We start from the raw sequence: 17576 nt of genomic DNA, 5'->3' as shown, positions 1-17576 counted from the left end.
GAGGAATTTCCAGCCGCAGCGGGCCATCGCCGGTCAAAACCGTCTTGCCACTCTTGCCGTTACGCTGGTTGGTTTCATCCTCTGGGCGCTGCGCGCCCGACGGATAACCCAGGTGGTGGCCAAGTTCGGCGTGCAGAGCGCGTTCGATCAAGGCCTTCTTGAACGCCGCAGAGGCATCCTCGATAGCCTCTGCGGTCATCAGGCCCTCACCGAACTGCTCCAGCAGCTCTTTGGGGATTTTGGGCAGGTCACGCAAGGGTTTCTTTTTGGTTGGCATACATGCACCTCTTACTCATGTTATGCCCGAACACAAAATTTCTGACACCCTCTCCTCGATAGCCTCTGCGGTCATCAGGCCCTCACCGAACTGCTCCAGCAGCTCTTTGGGGATTTTGGGCAGGTCACGCAAGGGTTTCTTTTTGGTTGGCATACATGCACCTCTTACTCATGTTATGCCCGAACACAAAATTTCTGACACCCTCTCGCAAATGAATGCAAATACAACTCTCAACACCAACTAAAATAACCAAACAACCAAACAACACTAACCAAAGAAACTCAAAGCCGCTGAAGAATCAACTCCCCCGAGCCCCCAGCCAACCCAGGCTGCCCGGCCTGCCCAGGCCGCCCATCCCCCCCAGCATCAGTCCGATAAACCAGACACCCCTTACTGGCCCCACCCAAACCAGCCTTCCCAGCAGCCCCCGCCTTGCCCGGAGCACCGCCATCAAGCCGCACCACAATCCGCTCTTGCGCAAACCCTTCAGGCACCGCCAGACGAACCCGCCCGCCGGAAGCCCCATCATGCCCATTGCCACCATCATCACCATTGGCCCCGCGGCTGGCCTGCCCCCAGGTACACCCCCCGGGCTTGCCATTGGCCCCATCGAGCCCAACATACCCCGGCGCCCCAGCCCCGCCGCGGGCGTCGATCGACAGCCGGTCCGCCTCCAGCGCCTGCAAACGCAGATCCAGGTTACGCCCAGGCCGCGCAGCACGTTCATAGGTCCCGGGCGCCCCAGGCGCGCTGAATTCGCTGCCCTCGCCCAGGTAGGCACTCAAAGCCTCGATACTCAGGTCCCGCTCCGCCGGCGCAATGGCGATCCGCGCATCGCGCCCCAGCTCGAGCCGGTCGATCTTCAGTTCGGTCAGCGTGGCCGGCAGCAACAGCGTCGCCGAGTCGGCCACCCGCAACTGCTCCAGGTGCACACTGGCCGCCTTGTTGGGCAGACGCAGCATCGAATGGGCGGCGACCTCCAGGCTTTCGGCCTGGACCAGGGGACTGGCCAGTGCGGCCAGCAACATCAGTTTACGCATGGCTCGACGCCTCCTGCGGACGGGGGATGGACATGACGTGGAAGATACCGGTCAGCAGGATCTGCAGGCGATCGAACCAACGGTGGCTGCGCCCGCGCAGGCTGCCATTGAAGAACAGCACCTCCAGCGCATGCAGCGACAGCAGGACGATACCCGCGGCATTGATCAGCAGATTGAGCGGCAACGGCTGCGGCATGAACAGGTTGAACAGCACCACGCCCCAGAACGCCACCGTCAGAGCCTTGCCCAGGCCCAGGATGAACTTCATGTCCGGCCCCCATGGATTGTTGTTATGTCGGCGCGGCCCGTTCGAGCGGGCCGCGCCGGCAACAGTAACCCTACTGCCAGGGCATGCGCCAGAGGGGTTCAGTTCAGGTGCAGCTCCACCCGTCGGTTGCGCGAGCGCCCCTCATCGGTGTCGTTGTCAGCCACCGGCTCACTCTCGCCACGGCCCTGGCTGGTCACCTTGTTCGGCGCCAGCCCCTGGCTGATCAAGTACTCGGCAACACCACTGGCGCGACGCTCGGACAAGCGCTGGTTATAGCTGTCCGAGCCCACGCTGTCGGTGAAACCGATGACCTTGACACTGGTCACACTGGGGTCGTTGAGCTTGGGCAGCAAACCTTGCAGGCGCTGCTGGGCGCCCTGGGTCAGCTCGGCGGAGTCGAAGGCGAACAGCACCTGGCCCTGGTCATCGAGCGTGATCACCTCTGGGGTTGCGGTGGGTTCCGGTTGGGGTGCCGACGCCGGATACTGCGGCAGCGGGCAGCCCATGTGATTGACCTGGGTACCTGCCGGGGTGTCCGGGCAGCGGTCGCGGCGGTCGAATACGCCATCGCCATCCTCGTCGCCATCCTGGGCATAGCAGATCAGGCCACCGGCAATCGCACCGGCAACGCCGGCACCGGCCGCCCAGCTGGAACTTTCGATGGCGCCAAGGCCGCCGCCGACCAGTCCGCCCAGCAGGCTGCAGATGGGCCAGGTCCTTTGATTGAGGGGAGCGCTGCCATCGCTGTGGGTGGCGCAGCCTGTAATCAGGCTCGTCGCCACCACCAACGGCAGCGCCGCTTTCGACAAAACACGCATGGTGATTGCTCCTGTGTCACCGGCCGCTACCGGTCACACAGGAGTAAAGACGCGCCCGCGTCACTTCTCAAGGCGCGGGCGTACGGCACTCAACGCTGGATTTTGATTTCGGTGCGCCGGTTCATCGCCCGGCCATCGGCCGTGGCATTGTCAGCGACCGGCTGGGTCTCACCCGCGCCCCCCACCGAAATGAAGCTGGCTCGCGGCACGCCGCTTTCGACCAAGTAGTTGGTCACCGACTGGGCACGACGCTCGGAAAGCTTCTGGTTGTAGCTATCGGAGCCGACGCTGTCGGTGTGACCTGTCACGCTCAGACGAGCGCTCGGCGCTTCCTGCTTCAGGCGACTGGCCACTTTATCCAGGCGTTCTTTGTCTTTGAGAGTCAGGCTTGCCGAGTTGAACTCGAAGTGAACGTCACGAATGACGATGACCTCTTCCTTCTGCACCACCACTTCCTCGACCACCGGCGCCGGCTCAGGCGGGCAACCGTTGGCATCGACCTGCACGCCACGCGGAGTACCAGGGCACTTGTCGCGGCTGTCCGGCACACCATCGCCGTCTTCGTCGCCATCGCCGTGGGCCCAGCAATAGCCGGCCGCCAGGCCACCACCGAGCAATGCGCCCCAGCCAGCCCAGCTGGAGCTCTCGATCGCGCCCAGGGCCGCGCCGCCCACGCCCCCGACGGCAGCGCACTTCGGCCAGTCGGTTTTCTGCAAACCTGCACAACCAGTCAACACACTGGTGAGCAGAACCAGGGGTATCGCTGTGCGTACTATGCTCATCTTGTTGCTTCTCCTAGGGGGAATCGGTGCATTACCGATGCTCTGGGAGTAAAGACCGGCGATTACCGCTCTGCCAGCAATAAGCCCCGACGTAGCGACGCGCCTCTTTGCCCGATCGCTTAGGACCGCTAGTCTTGAGCGACCTGAACGAGGAATGGCAATGACCGAGGTTTTTTCACAACGCACGCCGCAGCAGGCCTTGGCCGCCCTGCTCGATCGCTTCACCCCGCGCCAGTTGCTGCTGGTGGGCAGTCGCTTCCCGGCTCTGGAAGCCTTCGCTGCCGCCCATCCCGAGACCCGGATCGAGGTCGCCGCACCCGGTCCGCTCCCCGCCGAACAGGCAGCCCGACGCTTCGACCTGGCGGTACTGGTCGACTGTCTGGAGCACCTGCCCAAGCGCACCGGCCTGGAGCTGCTGGGCGGCATCCGCAACCTCAACGCCAGCCGCGTCGCGGTGCTGGCGGATCTGAACGCCTGCGGCTGGCAGGACACCGACTTCTATTCGCTGGCACTCTCGGCCAGCGAGAAGTTCCAGCGCGACGAACAGGTGTTGAGCCTGTTCACCTATGATCTGCATGACTACAAGCAGGTCCCGGACTGGCTCAACGCAAAGTTCTGGGCCAACCCTGAAAACTTCGGCAAGTACTGGTGGTGACTGGATGAGTGTCTCGATCTGCCCCTGCGGCAGCGGCAACCTGCTCGACGCCTGCTGTGGGCACTATCACAGCGGCACCCCGGCACCGGACGCCCAGACCCTGATGCGTTCGCGCTACAGCGCCTACGTGCTGGGCCTGATCGACTACCTGGTGAACACCACCCTGCCGGCCCAGCAGGCCGAGCTGGATCGCGCCGCCATGGCGGCCTGGAGCGCGCAGAGCACCTGGCTGGGGCTGGAGGTGGAAAGCGCCGAGGTACTGGGTGGGCAACCCGAACACGCCTTCGTCACCTTCACCGCGCGCTGGCACGACCTGGAAGGCGACCACCAGCACCGCGAGCGCTCGGCATTCGTCCAGCATGCAGGACGCTGGTACTTCATCGACCCGACCGTGGCACTCAAGGCCGGTCGCAACGATCCCTGCCCCTGCGCCAGCGGGCAGAAATTCAAGAAATGCTGCGCCAGTTACCTCGGTAGTTGAACATGCGCCCCCTGGCCCGCCTGCTCACACTCTGCCTGTTGCTGGGCTGGCTGACGGGCTGCGCCGGCTGGGGCGGCGACACCTGGCGTGAGCCACAGCTGCACCTGCTCGAGGTGGAGCCGGTGAAGATGCGTCTGCACCAGCAGGAGTTCGTCCTGCACCTGCGGGTCGACAACCCCAACGACAGCCGCCTGTTCATCCGCCATCTGACCTATTCGGTGCGCCTGGGCGACCTGCTCCTGGCCGAGGACGAGGCCAGCCTGTGGCGCAGCGTCGGCGGCCAGGCCCGGCGCACCTTCAAGATCACCGTGCGCACCAACCTCTGGCAGCACCTCAAGCCCCTGGCGAAGCTGCTCAAGCGTGGGCAACCCCTGCAATACCAACTGCGCGGCGAGCTGGCCACCGGGCTGATCCTCCATCGGAACCTGCACTTGTCGCAAAGGGGTGAGATAATCCCCGGCGATCTACAACCGGAGTAACCCCGCAATGACCCAGCAACCCCATGTCCATGGCCCCGACTGCAACCACGGTCACGACCATCACCACGCCCACGACCATGGCCATGTACACGGCCCGCACTGCAACCACGGCCACCAGGAGCCGGTGCGCAACGCCCTGAAGGACGTCGGCCGCAACGACCCTTGCCCGTGCGGCAGCGAGAAGAAATTCAAGAAGTGCCACGGCGCCTGATCGACGTCAAATCAGGCCATCGCAGGTCAAGCCCGCTCCCCGGCAAATCGTCGTGGGAGCGGGCTTGGCCCGCGATCCGCACATACCAGCACGACCACTGGTAAATAAAGCTCCCCGGCACCTTGCACGGCGACTGCGCGCTCACTACCTTAGCGCCTTTCAGAACCCCGCCACGCCCTGCAGGAGCCTAGTCATGGCCGCCCCCGTCCTTCCGCCCTTCCCTCTCCGCCTCGGCAGTGCTGCCGCGTTGCTAGGCCTGCTCGCACTCGGCGGCTGCCAGATGGGTGGTCACCAGGACAGTGTGCTGCCGACGACGGGCGTCCAACCGCTCAAGGGCCTGGCGCAGAACGTCTCGGTTCGGCGCAACGCGATGGGCGCGCCGCTGATCGAAAGCAGCAGCTTCCATGACGCGCTGTTCAGCCTGGGCTACCTGCACGCCGGGGATCGCATCGAGCAGATGGTCGCCATGCGCCTGCTGGCCCAGGGGCGCTTGGCCGAGCTGGCCGGGGCCGATGCCCTGGAGATCGATCGCCTGATGCGCGCCGCCAACCTCAAGCAGAGCGCCGGCCAGCTGTATGCCGATGCCTCGCCGCGCCTGAAGCGCTTCTTCGAGGTGTACGCCCGCGGGGTCAACGCCTACCTGTTCCGCTACCGCGACAAGCTGCCGGGCGAGCTCGCCCGCAGCGGCTACCGCCCGGAATACTGGAAGCCCGAGGACTCGGCACTGATCTTCAGCCTCTACGCCTTCAGCCAGTCGGTGAACCTGCAGGAGGAACTGTCGGCCCTGACCCTGGCGCAGAAGGTCGGTGCCGACAAACTCGCTTGGCTGCTGCCCGGCGCCCCCGACGAGCCACTGGCCGAGGGCGAGCTCGACAAACTCAAGGGCGTGAACCTGACCAGCCAACTGCCAGGGCTCGGCGCACTCACCGCCGCCGGCCAGCAACTGGCCGACCTCGGCCTGCTGGGCGCCCCCGGCTCAGCCAATTTGGCCCTGACGCCCCAGCGCAGCCGCAGCGGCAATAGCCTGCTGGCCAGCGACAGCCGCGCCGCCTGGGCACTGAGCCCGGTGCAGATCCATACCACCAAGTACCGGGTCGCCGGCCTGTCGCTGCCAGGCCTGCCGATCGTGCTGGCCGGCTACAACGGCAAGCTGGCCTGGAGCAGCAGCGCGGTGATGGCCGACAACCAGGACCTGTTCCTCGAGCAAGTACGCCGCCAGGGCAGCCAGCTGAGCTACCTCGCTGACGGCAAGTGGCAGCAGGCCCGCGCACGCAATGAAACCTTCTTCGTCCGCGGCCAGCGCCCGCAGCGCGAGGTCATGTACGACACCCGCCATGGCACCCTGCTGCCAGGCCATGGCAGCCTGGCCCTGGCCCTGCACCTACCGCAGCTCAAGGAAGATCGCAGCCTCGACGCGCTGTTCGACCTGACCCGCGCGCAGAACATCGAGCGCGCCTTCGACAGCACCCGCGAGGTCGCTGCGGCGGCGTTGAACTTCGTGTTCGCCGAGCCCCAGCACATCGGCTGGCAGGTCAGTGGCCGCTACCCCAACCGCCGCGAAGGCCAGGGCCTGCTGCCCTCGCCGGGCTGGGACGGGCGTTATGATTGGGACGGCTACGCCGACCCGATGCTGCACCCCTACGACCAGGATCCGCCCGCCGGCTTCATCGGTCACGCCAACCAGCGCAGCCTGCCCAAGGGCTATGGCATGCAGCTGTCGAGCAGTTGGTACTACCCCGAGCGTGCCGAGCGCATGGCCCAGCTGGCCGGCAACGGTCGTCACGACAGCCGCAGCCTGATGGCCCTGCAGAACGACCAGGTGACGCTGCTGGCCGACAAGCTCAAGCAGATGTTCGACGCGCCCGGCATGGCCCAGCCGCTCAAGCAGGCCATCGATGCCCTGCCCGCCGGGCAGCGCGACAAGGCCCGCGATGCCCTGGCCCGGCTCAAGGCCTTCGATGGCCGGCTGAGCCCGGTGTCGGCCGATGCCGCGCTGTATGAACTGTTCCTGCAGGCGGTCACCCGGCGGACCTTCCTCGACGAACTGGGCCCGGAATCCAGCCCGGCCTGGCAGGCCTTCGTCGGCAATGCCCAGCTCTCCTACTCCGCCCAGGTCGATCACCTGCTGGGGCGCGAGGACAGCCCGTTCTGGGATGATCGCGGCACGCCGCAGAAGGAAGACAAGCCGACCATCCTCGCCCGCAGCCTGGCCGCCGCGGTGGATGCCGGCACCGCCCAGCTCGGCGCGGATCGCCGTGCCTGGCAATGGGGCAAGCTGCACCAGTACCGTTGGCCGGCACCGACCTATCATGGCCTGGGCGACAAGCTCGACCGCGCGCCCCTGGCGGCGGGAGGCGACTTCAGCACCCTGGCCCTGACGCCTTATGCCTTGGGGAGCGGCTTCGACACTCAGTTGCCGGCCTCGGCGCGCATGATCATCGACTTCGGCCAGGCCGAACCGCTGCAGGTACTGACCAGCAACGGCCAGTCCGGCAACCCGGCCAGCCGCCACTACAGCGACGGGCTCGATGCCTGGTTCAAAGGCCGTTTCAGCAGCCTGCCGCTGCAACCACAGAACTTTGCCCGGGCCTATGGCAGCCAGCGGTTGACCCTGGTGCCTGGCAAGTAGCTCATTTGGCAGTCCGAGATCAAGCGTCGCGCTGGCGGCGCTCGATCTCATGGCCGATACCGAGTCATCGCCTGGCTCCCTTGCGCCCCGCGATCCGAATAGTGCGCCACTCCCGAAGTTATGCTTCTATCCTTGATCCCAGCCTTCGCCCTAAAACGCTGATATCAGGACCACCATGCACCAATCGACCCACGACCTGCTCTCCCCTGTCCCGGGTATCGCCCGCCAGCTGCACAGCTTCCACTTCGGCCCGCGTGGCGCCGGCAAGGTGTACATCCAGGCCTCGCTGCACGCCGACGAGCTACCGGGCATGCTGGTGGCCTGGCACCTGAAGCAGCGACTCGGGGAAATGGAGCAGCAGGGCCGCTTGCGCAAGGAGATCATCCTCGTACCGGTGGCCAACCCGGTGGGCCTGGAACAGGTGCTGCTGGACGCGCCGCTGGGCCGTTTCGAACTGCAAAGCGGTGAAAACTTCAACCGCAAGTTCGTCGACTTGTCCGACAGCATCGGTGACCAGATCGAAGGCCATCTCACCCAGGATCCGGCGCACAACCTGGCGCTGATTCGCGAATACCTGCGCCGGGGCCTGGATGCCCACCCCGCGCATACGCCGCTGCAGTCGCAGCGCCTGACCCTGCAACGCCTGGCCTGCGACGCCGACATGGTCCTCGACCTGCACTGCGACTTCGAGGCGGTCGAGCATCTGTATACCACGCCGGAAGCCTGGCCCCAGGTCGAGCCGCTGGCCCGCTACCTGGGCGTGCAGGCCAGCCTGCTGGCCACCGACTCGGGTGGACAGTCGTTCGATGAGTGTTTCAGCCTGGTGTGGTGGCAGCTGCAGCAGCGCTTCGCCAAACGCTTCCCGATCCCCCAGGGCAGTTTCTCGGTGACCATCGAGCTGCGCGGCCAGGCCGATGTCAGCCACCCCCTGGCGACCCGGGACTGCCAGGCGATCCTCGACTTCCTTACCCATGCCGGGATCATCGAGGGCCAGCCGGCCCCGCTGCCCGCATTGGTTCACCCGGCGACGCCGCTGGCGGCCGTGGAGCCGGTCATGACACCGCTTGGCGGGCTGCTGGTGTTCCACGCCGCGCCCGGCCAGTACCTGCAAGCCGGAGAGCTGATAGCCGAGGTCATCGACCCGCTCAGCGACCGGGTCACCCCTCTGCGCAATACCCAGGCCGGCCTGCTCTACGCGCGCAGCATCAGGCGCATGGCCACGGCGGGCATGGTGGTTGCCCATGTGGCCGGCGCACAGGTTTGCCGCAGCGGCTATCTGCTGGGCAACTGAGACAAATCAGGCCACTGGGGCGGGAGGCGGCTCATCGGGCAGGGTCGGCTCGCCCGGCTCCATCGGTGGGTGCTCGCCAGGTTCCGGCGGCTGCGGTGTGTCGGGATCGGGCTGGTGCGGCACGCCACCGGCCTGCATCGGCAGTGGTGTGTGGATCGGCGGGTGGGCCATCAGCGACCAGGCCAGCAATCCGATCTGGTTCGGCTGCAGGACGGCCAGCTTGGCACTGATTGCGGGGTCGATTTTCATAGGCGGCTCCTGACGAGGCCCGGCGCACGGCATGCGCGCCAGGACTTCTCGTTGGAGTGCCGGGCGCGGAAACAATTCCCGCGCTTTGTCGGCTCAGGTGCGTGGCAGGGTGACGCCGCGCTGGCCCTGGTACTTGCCACCACGGTCCTTGTACGACACTTCACATTCCTCGTCGGACTGCAGGAACAGCATCTGCGCCACGCCTTCGTTGGCGTAGATCTTCGCCGGCAGCGTGGTGGTGTTGGAGAACTCCAGGGTCACATGGCCTTCCCACTCGGGCTCGAGCGGCGTGACGTTGACGATGATGCCGCAACGGGCGTAGGTGCTTTTGCCCAGGCAGATGGTCAGCACGTCGCGCGGAATGCGGAAATACTCGACGGTGCGGGCCAGGGCGAAGGAGTTCGGCGGAATGATGCACACGTCACTCTTGATGTCGACGAAACTGCCGGCATCGAAGTTCTTCGGATCGACGGTGGCCGAGTTGATGTTGGTGAAGACTTTGAATTCGTCGGCGCAGCGTACGTCGTAGCCATAGCTGGAGACACCGAAGGAAATGACCCGGCTGTCCTGCTCGCCGCGCACCTGGCGCTCGACGAACGGTTCGATCATGCCGTGTTCCTGCGCCATGCGGCGAATCCACTTGTCCGATTTGATGCTCATGGCGGGGGTGTCCTGAAGAGTGCGGGGTAAAAAACGAGAGGTGCATCTTACCGGTCCCAACGCCCAGGTTAAAGTTTCCTCGCCCTATCCCGCGCCGGACGGGGCCTGTACAGGCCGCCGATCCGAATTTCATCAAAGCGCTTCTTGGCCATTGGCAGGTTGTGGAAAGTGGGTTAAGGTGGCGCCACTGTGCTGCACGTGACACCGAGAATCTCTAGTTTGATGCACGATCCTGATCGGCCCATCGCTGAATTTTCTGCTCTCTTTGCGCTCAGTCCCGGTCAGGGTGTTTCCTGACCGTTATCAACTTTGTCCAAGGAGACAGAAAAATGTCCAACCGTCAATCCGGTGTTGTCAAGTGGTTCAACGATGAGAAGGGCTACGGCTTCATCACCCCTCAGTCGGGCGACGACCTGTTCGTGCACTTCAAAGCCATCCAAGCTGACGGCTTCAAAACCCTGAAAGAAGGCCAGGCTGTTACTTTCGTCGCTACCCGCGGCCAGAAAGGCATGCAGGCTGAAGAAGTTCAGATCGCCTAAGTCGATCTCGCTTCCTCGCTTTCAAAAAAAACCCGCCATTGGCGGGTTTTTTTGTGCCTGTTCAAAAGCTATCCGCCGGCCCTTGTAGGAGCGGCCTTGTGTCGCGAAAGGGCCGCTCCTACAGGTGACGCGTCAGTCTTCGCTGATGGTAATGCTCGGCATCGCCGGCGCCGCCGCTTCCTGCAGCACGATCCGCGCCCCCACCTGCCGCGCCAGCTCCTGGTAGACCATGGCGATCTGGCTTTCCGGCTCGGCGATGGCGGTCGGCTTGCCGCTGTCGGCCTGTTCGCGGATCAGCATCGACAGCGGCAGCGAAGCCAGCAGGTCGACGCCGTACTGCACGGCCAGCTTCTCGCCACCACCTTCACCGAACAGGTGCTCGGCATGGCCGCAGTTGGAGCAGATATGCACGGCCATGTTCTCGACCACGCCCAACACCGGGATGTTGACTTTGCGGAACATCTCCACGCCTTTCTTCGCATCCAGCAACGCCAGGTCCTGGGGCGTGGTGACGATCACCGAGCCTGCCACCGGCACCTTCTGCGCCAGGGTCAGCTGGATGTCGCCGGTGCCCGGCGGCATGTCGATCACCAAGTAGTCGAGGTCGTCCCAGGCGGTCTGGGTCACCAGTTGCAGCAATGCCCCGGAGACCATCGGGCCACGCCAGACCATCGGCGTGTTGTCGTCGGTGAGAAACGCCATGGACATGACCTCGACGCCATGGGCCTTGATCGGCACGAACCACTTCTGATCGCGCACCTGCGGACGGGTGCCCTCGGCGATTCCGAACATCACCCCCTGGCTCGGGCCATAGATGTCGGCATCAAGAATACCCACTCGGGCGCCCTCGCGGGCCAGGGCCAGGGCCAGGTTGGCGGCGGTGGTCGACTTGCCGACCCCGCCCTTGCCCGAGGCCACGGCGATGATGTTCTTCACGTTGGCCATGGCCGGCACCTGGGCCTGAGCCTTGTGGGTGGCAATCACGCAGTCGATGCTCACGCTCGCCGAGGCAACGCCATCGAGGTTGCCGATCGCGGTCTGCAGCACCTGCGCCCAGCCGCCCTTGAACAGGCCGGCGGCATACCCCAACTGCAACTGCACGCTGACCTGCCCGCCCTGGATGTCGATGGCGCGCACGCAACCGGCGCTGACCGGGTCCTGGTTCAGGTAGGGGTCGGTGTACTGGCGAAGCACGCCTTCGACGGCGGCACGGGTGACGGCACTCATGGAGGCTCCCATTGGCAAACTGGATACGGAACAGGCGCCTATGCTAACCCGTCAATCGTCAGCAGATGCGTCCTTGGGGTGAAATAAATTCGCCAGCCCTTTATAGTGGCCGATCACCCTCATTTTTACCCCGTAGCCAGATAAGTAGCCGAGCCACCATGTCCGAGCCACGTCAGATTCTCGTCACCAGCGCCCTGCCCTATGCCAATGGATCGATCCACCTTGGCCATATGCTGGAGTACATCCAGACGGACATGTGGGTGCGCTTCCAGAAGCTGCGCGGCAACCAGTGCATCTATGTCTGCGCCGACGACGCCCACGGTTCGGCCATCATGCTGCGCGCGGAAAAGGAAGGCATCACCCCGGAGCAGCTGATCGCCAACGTCCAGGCCGAGCACAGCGCCGACTTCGCCGACTTCCTGGTCGACTTCGACAACTACCACTCCACGCACAGCGAGGAGAACCGTGAGCTGTCGAGCCTGATCTACACCCGTCTGCGCGACGCCGGGCATATCGCCAACCGTTCGGTCACCCAGTATTTCGACCCCGAGAAGGGCATGTTCCTCGCCGACCGTTTCATCAAGGGCACCTGCCCCAAGTGCGCGGCCGAGGACCAGTACGGCGACAACTGCGAGAAATGCGGCGCCACCTACGCCCCCACCGAACTGAAGAACCCCAAGTCGGCGATTTCCGGCGCCACCCCGGTGCTGCGCGACTCGCAGCACTTCTTCTTCAAGCTGCCGGACTTCCAGGCCATGCTGCAGCAGTGGACCCGCAGCGGCACCCTGCAGGACGCGGTGGCCAACAAGCTCGCCGAATGGCTGGACTCGGGCCTGCAGGAATGGGACATCTCCCGTGACGCGCCGTACTTCGGATTCGAGATCCCGGGCGAACCGGGCAAGTACTTCTACGTTTGGCTGGACGCGCCGATCGGCTACATGGCCAGCTTCAAGAACCTCTGCGCCCGCCGCCCGGAACTGGACTTCGACGCGTTCTGGAACGAAGGCTCCAAGGCCGAGCTGTACCACTTCATCGGCAAGGACATCGTCAACTTCCACGCGCTGTTCTGGCCGGCGATGCTCGAAGGCGCGGGCCTGCGCAAGCCGACCGCGGTCAACGTGCACGGCTACCTGACCGTCAACGGCGCAAAAATGTCGAAATCGCGCGGCACCTTCATCAAGGCGCGCACCTACCTCGACCACCTGCAGCCGGAATACCTGCGCTACTACTACGCCGCCAAGCTGGGTCGCGGCGTCGATGACCTCGACCTGAACCTCGAGGATTTCGTGCAGAAGGTCAATTCCGACCTGGTCGGCAAGGTGGTCAACATCGCCAGCCGCTGCGCCGGCTTCATCCACAAGGGCAACGATGGCGTGATGGTTGCCGGCGATGCCGCGCCCGAACTGACCGAGGCCTTCCTCGCCGCCGCGCCGTCGATCGCCGAAGCCTACGAGGCCCGCGACTTCGGCCGCGCCATGCGCGAAATCATGGCCCTGGCCGACCGCGCCAACGCCTGGATCGCCGACAAGGCGCCCTGGTCGCTGGCCAAGCAGGAGGGCAAGCAGGACGAGGTGCAGGCCATCTGCGCCCAGGGCGTCAACCTGTTCCGCCAGCTGGTAATCTTCCTCAAGCCGGTGCTGCCGCTGCTGGCAGCGGATGCCGAGGCGTTCCTCAACGTCGCCCCGCTGACCTGGGACGACCACCTGTCGCGCCTGGAAAACCATCAGCTCAACCCGTTCAAGGCCCTGATGAGCCGTATCGAGCCGGCCAAGGTCGAGGCCATGGTCGCCGCCAGCAAGGAAGACCTGCTGGCTGCCGAAGCCAAGGCCGCCCCGGCGGGCAATGGCGAGCTGGCCAAGGACCCGCTGTCGGCCGAGATCGAATTCGACACCTTCGCCGCGGTCGACCTGCGCGTGGCGCTGATCGTCAAGGCCGAAGCCGTGCCCGGTGCCGACAAGCTGCTGCAGCTGACCCTGGACATCGGCGACGAGCGTCGCAACGTGTTCTCGGGCATCAAATCGGCCTACCCGGAACCTTCCCTGCTGGAAGGCCGCCTGACCATGATGGTGGCCAACCTCAAGCCGCGCAAAATGCGTTTCGGCGTTTCCGAGGGCATGGTCATGGCCGCCGGCCCCGGTGGTGAAGAAATCTACCTGCTCAGCCCTGACAGCGGCGCCAAGCCAGGCCAGCGCATCAAGTAAGCCCTCCTGCCCCGGCCAAATGGCCGGGGCAGTTGCATCTGCCGCCCGCTGTCCGATAATGACGGCACCCTCCCGCTTTCGGCATCGCCATGAGTGACTACGTCCTGATCCTGGTCAGCGCCGCGCTGGTCAATCACCTGGTCCTGAAGGCCGAGCCGATCGAGCGTGCGCGCCTGCATGCATTGGGCCTGTGTTCGGCCCTGATGATCCTCGTTGCGCTGCCTGTCGGCGCCTGGCTGCACCGACAATTTCTCGCACCCATGGAGTTGCAGAACCTGCAATTGTTCATTTTCCTGCCCTTGCTGACGGCACTGGCCTGGACACTGCCAAACCTGCTCCGACGCTTTCGGCCAAGCTGGCCCATGCACGGCCTGCAACCCTTGCTGAGCGCAAACGCCGTGGTGCTAGGCTTGCTGTTACAGCTTGCCAACGACGATGCGGACGGATGGAGGGTGCTGGTGTGGGCTGTCATCAGTGCACTGGGATTCTGGCTGGCCCTCATGCTGTATGCCGACCTTGACGCCCGCTGCCACCATGGGGAAATACCCGCAGCCCTGCGCGGCTTGCCTGTGAAGCTGATCGGCAGCGGCGTGATGGCCATGGCGCTTTCGGGATTCAACGGACTCTTCACCCAATGATCCTGACCCTACGCATCAATGTCTTGCCCCCGGCAATTGAAGCCACTGCTGCGCAACACCTCAAGGAAGCGCAAAACCATGACGACCACTGATCCGCGCCTGCGCAGCACCATGCAACGGGTACTGCTAGCCTGCGCCCCTGGTCTGCTGGTGCTGTTCTGGTTGCATGGCTGGGGCGTGCTGATCAATCTGCTGTTGAGCGCTTGCACGGCGCTGGTCACCGAAGCGCTGCTGCTGCGCTGGCGGAGAATGCCGGTCGCCTGCGCCGCTGGCGACGGCAGCGCGCTGGTCACCGCCACGCTGCTGGCGGCTGCCTTACCCAGCCAGGCGCCCTGGTGGCTGCCGGTGACGGCGGCTTGCGTCGCCATCGGCCTGGGGAAACAGGCTTTCGGTGGCGTCGGGCGCAACCTGTTCAACCCCGCCATGGTCGGCTATGGGTTCGTCCTGCTGAGTTTCCCACTGCAGATGAACCACTGGCCAGGTCAGGCACCTGGGCTCGTGGAAAGCCTGAGCCTGAGCTTCGGGGCCAGTGAAAGGATCGACGCCTGGGCCAGCCCCACGGTGCTTGATGTCTTGCGCCACAACCGTAGCCTGACCATCGACGAACTGTTCGCCAGTCACCCGGCGTTCGGCCATCTGGGTGGGCGTGGCACCGAGTGGGTCAACCTCGCCTTCCTGCTCGGCGGGGTGTTCCTGCTGCAGCGCAAGGTCTTCGGCTGGCAGGCCCCCGTCGGCCTGCTCGGCGCCTTGTTCCTGTCCAGCCTGCTGGGCTGGAATGGCTCCGGCTCCGACTCCCACGGCTCGCCACTGCTGCACCTGCTGTCCGGTTCGACCATGCTCGCCGCCTTCTTCATCGCCACCGAACCGGTGTCCGGCTGCAAGCAACCGCAGGCCCGCCTGCTGTTCGGTATAGGCACCGGCCTGCTGATCTACCTGATCCGCACTTGGGGCAGCTTCGCCGATGGCACGGCGTTCGCCGTCCTGCTGATGAACCTCGCCGCGCCCATCCTTGACCGCTGGGTGGAACGCCGCCAGCAGGCCTGCCCATGATCGCCCGCAAACGCAGTACCGCAGTGCTGCTACTGGTGGCAGGACTGGCGATTGCCGCGACACTGGCCTGGCAGCGCTTCACCGCCGGACCGATTGCCGTGGCCTCCCGCCAGTGGCAGGAACAGCAGTGGCTCAAGGTGCTGCCACCGGGCAGCTACGACAACCGGCCATTGCAAACGCCCGTGGCACTCACGGACACTAAACTGAGCCATAGCCATCTGCTGGCCGGCTACCGCGCCAACTTGGCGGGAGCCACCAGCGCTGTTCTGCTTCACAGCAGCGTCCAAGGCTATGGCGGTGCCATCGAGTTGGTGATCGCCATCAGCCCTGCGGGCCGTCTGGTGGGCGTGCGTGTACTCAAACAGCAGGAAAGCCCTGGTTTGGGCGATCAACTGGTCGATCCGGCGCGCCATTGGCTGGACCAGTTTCTCGGTCAGACACTGCGCAATACACCCGAACAGGCCTGGGCGCTCAAGCGTGACCAGGGTGCGTTCGACCAACTAGCCGGGGCGACAGTGACTTCGCGGGCAGTCATCGAGGCGATCCAGGATACGCTGCGCTACTTCGACCAACATCGCCCCGCGTTGCTCGGTGAGACACCCCCATGAAGCGTTGCTGGCCCGTGCCAATCAGCCTGGTGCCATTGCTCGGCGCGACCGGCACTGTCGTCCAGGCGTTGGCGATAAGCCTTTGCACAGTGTTGCTGGTAGGCCTGCACCAGGTATTGATGATCCCGCTGCGCAGGCACCTGGACCATGGCCCCCGCCTGTGGGCAAGTACTGTACTTGCCGCCGCCTTGGCGACCTGCCTGCACCTCGGCCTGCAAGCCTGGGCGATGCCCCTGGCCCAGCAACTTGCCCTCTACCCGCTGCTGTTGGCCCTGCCCTGCCTGGCCAGTGAGCAACTGCCAGCACAACCTGGCCGATATCGCCAGTTGGGGCTAGGACTGCTCGGTGTCCTCGCAACCGGCCTGGCCCTGGGCATCTGCCGCCAACTGCTGAGCGATGCTCTCGGCCTACACCTCGCCGCACTGGCTCCTGGCGCCTTGATACTGCTCGGCCTGCTGCTGGGCCTGTACAATCACTTGCGTCCATCGAACACCGCCTCACGCCGTCAAGGAACCCGCTGACCCCATGAATGCCGCCAAACGCCTGGAGATCTTTCGCAGGCTGCATGAAGACAATCCCGAGCCCAAGACCGAACTGGCCTATTCCACCCCCTTCGAACTGCTGATAGCGGTAATCCTCTCGGCCCAGTCGACGGATGTCGGCGTCAACAAGGCCACCGCTCGCCTGTTCCCGGTCGCAAACACCCCACAAGCGATCCACGCCTTGGGCATCGAAGGCCTGAGCGAGTACATCAAGACCATCGGCCTGTACAACAGCAAGGCCAAGAACGTCATCGAAACCTGCCGCCTGCTGATCGAACAGCACGCCGGCGAAGTCCCGCAGACCCGCGAAGCCCTCGAAGCCCTGCCAGGCGTTGGCCGCAAGACCGCCAATGTGGTGCTCAACACTGCCTTTCGCCAATTCACCATGGCCGTCGACACGCATATCTTCCGGGTCAGCAACCGCACGGGCATCGCGCCGGGTAAAACCGTGCTGGAGGTGGAGAAGAAGTTGCTCAAGTTCGTCCCCAGGGACTATCTGCTCGATGCCCATCACTGGTTGATCCTGCATGGCCGCTATGTCTGTCAGGCCCGAAAACCGCGCTGCGGCAGTTGCCGGATCGAGGACCTGTGCGAATACAAGCAGAAGACTTCTGACGATTGAGGCGATAGCTCATACGTGCTCGAGGCGATTGAAAAAATCTTTTTTACCCATTCTGCGATTCCCGTTATAAGGACGGCCAATGGCCCCTTGGCTTGGAGTGACGCATGAGCACCGATAAAGAAGACTTGGCAATCGACGACGATTTTCAGAGTGCGGACGACGATGTGGAGCCGCAGGCCGAACCGGCCAAGACCAACCTGAGCAAACGCCGCACCATTGACAACATGCTTGAGGAACGACGCCTGCAAAAGCAACTGGCCGACTTCGACTACGACCTGTAGTAAACGCAAAAGCCTCCCGAGCGGAGGC

At 64.6% G+C, this 17576-nt stretch carries 23 protein-coding genes; 14 read left to right on the top strand and 9 right to left on the bottom strand.

Annotated elements, in window-relative coordinates; genetic code table 11:
- The 6 genes from AC25M7_RS10395 to AC25M7_RS10370 all read right to left on the bottom strand — a co-directional run.
- On the bottom strand, positions 1 to 277 hold a 277-nt coding region (locus AC25M7_RS10395; protein ID WP_486970998.1), incomplete at its 3' end, for a transposase.
- A 15-nt stretch (positions 278 to 292) separates the two neighbouring features.
- A complete protein-coding gene (locus AC25M7_RS10390) occupies positions 293 to 430 on the bottom strand; it encodes a hypothetical protein (RefSeq protein WP_486971004.1) in 138 nt (45 codons plus the stop codon).
- A gap of 128 nt (positions 431 to 558) precedes the next feature.
- Entirely contained in the window at positions 559 to 1317 is a 759-nt protein-coding gene (locus tag AC25M7_RS10385) for a hypothetical protein (protein WP_036985967.1), read from the bottom strand.
- On the bottom strand, positions 1310 to 1585 hold the full coding sequence (locus tag AC25M7_RS10380; RefSeq protein WP_050704046.1) for a DUF1145 domain-containing protein: 276 nt from the start codon (positions 1583 to 1585) through the stop codon (positions 1310 to 1312). The genes AC25M7_RS10385 and AC25M7_RS10380 overlap by 8 nt, the downstream gene beginning before the upstream one ends.
- Before the next feature lie 98 nt (positions 1586 to 1683).
- The gene (locus AC25M7_RS10375) at positions 1684 to 2403 is read right to left on the bottom strand and encodes a PA1041 family peptidoglycan-binding anchor lipoprotein (RefSeq protein ID WP_028690057.1); all 720 of its coding nucleotides are present in this window, start codon (positions 2401 to 2403) and stop codon (positions 1684 to 1686) included.
- Between the two features lie 89 nt (positions 2404 to 2492).
- A complete protein-coding gene (locus AC25M7_RS10370) occupies positions 2493 to 3185 on the bottom strand; it encodes a PA1041 family peptidoglycan-binding anchor lipoprotein (protein WP_028690058.1) in 693 nt (230 codons plus the stop codon).
- A gap of 160 nt (positions 3186 to 3345) precedes the next feature.
- On the opposite strand from AC25M7_RS10370, the gene AC25M7_RS10365 reads away from it, so the two are divergent.
- From AC25M7_RS10365 to AC25M7_RS10340, 6 genes are all read left to right on the top strand, one after another.
- Entirely contained in the window at positions 3346 to 3840 is a 495-nt protein-coding gene (locus AC25M7_RS10365; protein ID WP_028690059.1) for a DUF6231 family protein, read from the top strand.
- Between the two features lie 4 nt (positions 3841 to 3844).
- Positions 3845 to 4321: a YchJ family protein gene (locus tag AC25M7_RS10360; protein ID WP_028690060.1), complete on the top strand. Its 477-nt coding sequence runs from the start codon at positions 3845 to 3847 to the stop codon at positions 4319 to 4321.
- 2 nt (positions 4322 to 4323) lie between these two features.
- Positions 4324 to 4800, top strand: coding sequence for an LEA/WHy family protein (locus AC25M7_RS10355; protein WP_486970997.1), 477 nt, complete (start codon positions 4324 to 4326; stop codon positions 4798 to 4800).
- Between the two features lie 7 nt (positions 4801 to 4807).
- Positions 4808 to 5011 (top strand): SEC-C metal-binding domain-containing protein, encoded by a 204-nt coding sequence (locus AC25M7_RS10350; protein ID WP_028690062.1) that lies wholly within the window; start codon positions 4808 to 4810, stop codon positions 5009 to 5011.
- A gap of 193 nt (positions 5012 to 5204) precedes the next feature.
- On the top strand, positions 5205 to 7640 hold the full coding sequence (locus AC25M7_RS10345) for a penicillin acylase family protein (protein ID WP_247284136.1): 2436 nt from the start codon (positions 5205 to 5207) through the stop codon (positions 7638 to 7640).
- A 175-nt stretch (positions 7641 to 7815) separates the two neighbouring features.
- Positions 7816 to 8931 carry a succinylglutamate desuccinylase/aspartoacylase family protein gene (locus AC25M7_RS10340; RefSeq protein WP_236247963.1) on the top strand — a complete coding sequence of 372 codons (1116 nt, stop codon included), beginning with the start codon at positions 7816 to 7818 and terminating at the stop codon, positions 8929 to 8931.
- Between the two features lie 6 nt (positions 8932 to 8937).
- On the opposite strand, the gene AC25M7_RS10335 is transcribed toward AC25M7_RS10340, so the two are convergent.
- On the bottom strand, positions 8938 to 9180 hold the full coding sequence (locus tag AC25M7_RS10335; RefSeq protein ID WP_062363571.1) for a hypothetical protein: 243 nt from the start codon (positions 9178 to 9180) through the stop codon (positions 8938 to 8940).
- 93 nt (positions 9181 to 9273) lie between these two features.
- Positions 9274 to 9840 carry a dCTP deaminase gene (gene dcd, locus AC25M7_RS10330; protein ID WP_003258001.1) on the bottom strand — a complete coding sequence of 189 codons (567 nt, stop codon included), beginning with the start codon at positions 9838 to 9840 and terminating at the stop codon, positions 9274 to 9276.
- A 329-nt stretch (positions 9841 to 10169) separates the two neighbouring features.
- On the opposite strand from dcd, the gene AC25M7_RS10325 reads away from it, so the two are divergent.
- Entirely contained in the window at positions 10170 to 10379 is a 210-nt protein-coding gene (locus AC25M7_RS10325; RefSeq protein ID WP_003254922.1) for a cold-shock protein, read from the top strand.
- A 132-nt stretch (positions 10380 to 10511) separates the two neighbouring features.
- On the opposite strand, the gene apbC is transcribed toward AC25M7_RS10325, so the two are convergent.
- Positions 10512 to 11606, bottom strand: coding sequence for an iron-sulfur cluster carrier protein ApbC (apbC, locus tag AC25M7_RS10320; RefSeq protein WP_028690066.1), 1095 nt, complete (start codon positions 11604 to 11606; stop codon positions 10512 to 10514).
- 158 nt (positions 11607 to 11764) lie between these two features.
- On the opposite strand from apbC, the gene metG reads away from it, so the two are divergent.
- From metG to AC25M7_RS10285, 7 genes are all read left to right on the top strand, one after another.
- Positions 11765 to 13807 carry a methionine--tRNA ligase gene (gene metG / locus AC25M7_RS10315; RefSeq protein ID WP_062363562.1) on the top strand — a complete coding sequence of 681 codons (2043 nt, stop codon included), beginning with the start codon at positions 11765 to 11767 and terminating at the stop codon, positions 13805 to 13807.
- 89 nt (positions 13808 to 13896) lie between these two features.
- Positions 13897 to 14445: an Rnf-Nqr domain containing protein gene (locus AC25M7_RS10310; protein WP_186594398.1), complete on the top strand. Its 549-nt coding sequence runs from the start codon at positions 13897 to 13899 to the stop codon at positions 14443 to 14445.
- Between the two features lie 78 nt (positions 14446 to 14523).
- A complete protein-coding gene (locus AC25M7_RS10305; RefSeq protein WP_486970996.1) occupies positions 14524 to 15495 on the top strand; it encodes an RnfABCDGE type electron transport complex subunit D in 972 nt (323 codons plus the stop codon).
- Positions 15492 to 16103 carry an RnfABCDGE type electron transport complex subunit G gene (locus tag AC25M7_RS10300; RefSeq protein ID WP_486970995.1) on the top strand — a complete coding sequence of 204 codons (612 nt, stop codon included), beginning with the start codon at positions 15492 to 15494 and terminating at the stop codon, positions 16101 to 16103. Before AC25M7_RS10305 ends, AC25M7_RS10300 begins: the two co-directional genes overlap by 4 nt.
- Positions 16100 to 16624, top strand: a complete 525-nt coding sequence (locus AC25M7_RS10295; RefSeq protein WP_028690071.1) for an Rnf-Nqr domain containing protein — start codon at positions 16100 to 16102, stop codon at positions 16622 to 16624. Before AC25M7_RS10300 ends, AC25M7_RS10295 begins: the two co-directional genes overlap by 4 nt.
- Positions 16625 to 16628: 4 nt before the next feature.
- Entirely contained in the window at positions 16629 to 17267 is a 639-nt protein-coding gene (nth, locus tag AC25M7_RS10290; RefSeq protein WP_062363547.1) for an endonuclease III, read from the top strand.
- Between the two features lie 104 nt (positions 17268 to 17371).
- Positions 17372 to 17548: a PA3496 family putative envelope integrity protein gene (locus tag AC25M7_RS10285; protein WP_028690073.1), complete on the top strand. Its 177-nt coding sequence runs from the start codon at positions 17372 to 17374 to the stop codon at positions 17546 to 17548.
- The last annotated feature ends 28 nt before the right edge of the window (positions 17549 to 17576 follow it).

Source organism: Pseudomonas sp. P106(2024) (assembly GCF_057480815.1).
Note: the sequence above shows the minus strand (reverse complement) of the source record. Positions and strands in the feature narration are given on the sequence as shown.

Excerpts from the sequence above, each read along its gene's own strand:
- AC25M7_RS10295 (WP_028690071.1), top strand. The coding sequence starts at position 16,100 with ATGAAGCGTTGCTGGCCCGTGCCAATCAGCCTGGTGCCATTGCTCGGC.
- AC25M7_RS10355 (WP_486970997.1), top strand. The coding sequence starts at position 4,324 with ATGCGCCCCCTGGCCCGCCTGCTCACACTCTGCCTGTTGCTGGGCTGG.
- nth (WP_062363547.1), top strand. The coding sequence starts at position 16,629 with ATGAATGCCGCCAAACGCCTGGAGATCTTTCGCAGGCTGCATGAAGAC.
- AC25M7_RS10350 (WP_028690062.1), top strand. The coding sequence starts at position 4,808 with ATGACCCAGCAACCCCATGTCCATGGCCCCGACTGCAACCACGGTCAC.
- AC25M7_RS10335 (WP_062363571.1), bottom strand. The coding sequence starts at position 9,180 with ATGAAAATCGACCCCGCAATCAGTGCCAAGCTGGCCGTCCTGCAGCCG.
- AC25M7_RS10305 (WP_486970996.1), top strand. The coding sequence starts at position 14,524 with ATGACGACCACTGATCCGCGCCTGCGCAGCACCATGCAACGGGTACTG.
- AC25M7_RS10370 (WP_028690058.1), bottom strand. The coding sequence starts at position 3,185 with ATGAGCATAGTACGCACAGCGATACCCCTGGTTCTGCTCACCAGTGTG.
- AC25M7_RS10300 (WP_486970995.1), top strand. The coding sequence starts at position 15,492 with ATGATCGCCCGCAAACGCAGTACCGCAGTGCTGCTACTGGTGGCAGGA.
- AC25M7_RS10360 (WP_028690060.1), top strand. The coding sequence starts at position 3,845 with ATGAGTGTCTCGATCTGCCCCTGCGGCAGCGGCAACCTGCTCGACGCC.
- AC25M7_RS10365 (WP_028690059.1), top strand. The coding sequence starts at position 3,346 with ATGACCGAGGTTTTTTCACAACGCACGCCGCAGCAGGCCTTGGCCGCC.
- dcd (WP_003258001.1), bottom strand. The coding sequence starts at position 9,840 with ATGAGCATCAAATCGGACAAGTGGATTCGCCGCATGGCGCAGGAACAC.
- AC25M7_RS10340 (WP_236247963.1), top strand. The coding sequence starts at position 7,816 with ATGCACCAATCGACCCACGACCTGCTCTCCCCTGTCCCGGGTATCGCC.
- metG (WP_062363562.1), top strand. The coding sequence starts at position 11,765 with ATGTCCGAGCCACGTCAGATTCTCGTCACCAGCGCCCTGCCCTATGCC.
- AC25M7_RS10385 (WP_036985967.1), bottom strand. The coding sequence starts at position 1,317 with ATGCGTAAACTGATGTTGCTGGCCGCACTGGCCAGTCCCCTGGTCCAG.
- AC25M7_RS10285 (WP_028690073.1), top strand. The coding sequence starts at position 17,372 with ATGAGCACCGATAAAGAAGACTTGGCAATCGACGACGATTTTCAGAGT.
- AC25M7_RS10380 (WP_050704046.1), bottom strand. The coding sequence starts at position 1,585 with ATGAAGTTCATCCTGGGCCTGGGCAAGGCTCTGACGGTGGCGTTCTGG.
- AC25M7_RS10310 (WP_186594398.1), top strand. The coding sequence starts at position 13,897 with ATGAGTGACTACGTCCTGATCCTGGTCAGCGCCGCGCTGGTCAATCAC.
- AC25M7_RS10345 (WP_247284136.1), top strand. The coding sequence starts at position 5,205 with ATGGCCGCCCCCGTCCTTCCGCCCTTCCCTCTCCGCCTCGGCAGTGCT.
- AC25M7_RS10375 (WP_028690057.1), bottom strand. The coding sequence starts at position 2,403 with ATGCGTGTTTTGTCGAAAGCGGCGCTGCCGTTGGTGGTGGCGACGAGC.
- apbC (WP_028690066.1), bottom strand. The coding sequence starts at position 11,606 with ATGAGTGCCGTCACCCGTGCCGCCGTCGAAGGCGTGCTTCGCCAGTAC.
- AC25M7_RS10325 (WP_003254922.1), top strand. The coding sequence starts at position 10,170 with ATGTCCAACCGTCAATCCGGTGTTGTCAAGTGGTTCAACGATGAGAAG.
- AC25M7_RS10390 (WP_486971004.1), bottom strand. The coding sequence starts at position 430 with ATGCCAACCAAAAAGAAACCCTTGCGTGACCTGCCCAAAATCCCCAAA.